This is a genomic window from Microbacterium sp. Bi128 (assembly GCF_918698205.1).
Map to the genome: position 1 here is coordinate 1 of NZ_CAKKMM010001263.1, position 1,483 is coordinate 1,483.

Annotated in this window: 2 protein-coding genes; both read right to left on the reverse strand. The window is 69.3% G+C overall.

Annotated features, from left to right (window positions below; genetic code table 11):
• On the reverse strand, positions 1–443 hold a 443-nt coding region (locus LQV45_RS31830; protein ID WP_230011438.1), incomplete at its 3' end, for a M20/M25/M40 family metallo-hydrolase.
• 3 nt (positions 444–446) lie between these two features.
• On the reverse strand, positions 447–1,483 hold a 1,037-nt coding region (locus LQV45_RS31835; RefSeq protein ID WP_230011441.1), incomplete at its 5' end, for a serine/threonine-protein kinase.

Below are 1,483 nucleotides of genomic sequence, written 5' to 3' on the forward strand. Positions count from 1 at the left end.
ACCACCAGCTTCAAGTTCACCGGTACGTCGCTGCTAAGCGCCCTGAGGGCGAGCAGGTGGGCGAGGATGTTTCCCTTGCAATCGGCGGCGCCCCGGCCGTACCAGCGGCCGTCCACTTCAGTGAGCTCGAAGGGCGGGGTCCGCCATGCCGAGTCATCGAGGGGTGGCTGGACGTCGTAGTGCGCGTAGAGGAGCACGGTGGGCGCGTCCGGATCGGGTCCGGGCCTGGAGCCCACCACCGCGTCGGAGCCGTCCGGGGTCCGTTCGAGGTGCACATCCGTAAATCCGAGTCCGGCGAACTTGTCCAGCACCCACTGGGCAGCCTTGGCACACTCCTCGACGGGAAACTGCCGCGCATCCGCCACCGACCGGATGGCCACAAACTCGGCGAGCTCCTCCCGTGCCGGACCCATCAGATCGGTGATGCGGGCGCGCAGGTCCACGGCTCACGCACCACCCGTGTGGTACGTCTTGAGGTCGTTGATGAACTCCTGGAACTCAGCGAGCTGGTCCGGGCAATAGACCTTGATAATCGCGAGCTCGCCGACGGCGATCCGGGCGTTCCCGATCACCGGCCTGTATCCCGGCCCGGTTGCCCCGTTCGCCAGCTGGCTCAAGAAGGTGGCCCGGCTCAACGCGGTGTTCGGGTTCGCGCAAACGGCACCGCCGTCGTCACCGAGCACCCGAGCTATCTGCTCGCGCGAGGGTGCCGTCCCGCCGGCTGATTCGATCGCCGCGATCAGCTGGTCGGCCTTCGCCAGGGACTGTTGCGTCTCCCTCGCCGACCGGAAATTCAGCAGTGCGACGACGGCGAACACCACCAGCAGGATCAGCGCAATCAGCGGCCACGTCCACGGGCTGCGTCCGCGGCGCTTCGGCTCCTCCTCCGGCTCGTCGTAGTCTTCTTCCTCCTCCTCCTGCACCCAGCTTCGCTCGGCCGCCAGGGCATCGGCGCGGTTGAGAGCGTTGCGGGCGCCGTAGCCGCTGGCTGCGGCAGCGCCGGCTGCCAGGCCTGCGGCCGCACCTGCACCGGCGGCGCCCACGACGGGCAGCGCGGACGTCGCCGACGTCGACTTGTCCTCCGCGGCGCTGGAGCCAATGACGCTGGTGGCCGCTGTGGGGACGTCGACGGGGGCCGTGATGGGCCCGGTGGCTGCCTCGAAAAGCAGCATGCCCGGTACGGCTGCGTGTGCGGCGGCGATATCACCGTTGCGGATGGCCTCGGCCGCCTCGGACAGCTTGATGGCGTCGGCCGGGCGGTTCTTCGGATCCTTGGCCAGCATGGACATCAGCAGGGCGCGGACGGGCCTGGGCAGTGTGTCCGGCAGCGGCGGAGGCGCATCGTTGACCTGGGCCAGCGCGATGGCGATCTGGGATTCCCCGGAGAACGGCCGGTGGCCCGTGAGGCACTCGTAGCCGATGACGCCGAGGGAGTAGATGTCCGAGGCTCCGGTGGCGGTCTGCCCCGTGGCCTGTTCGGGTG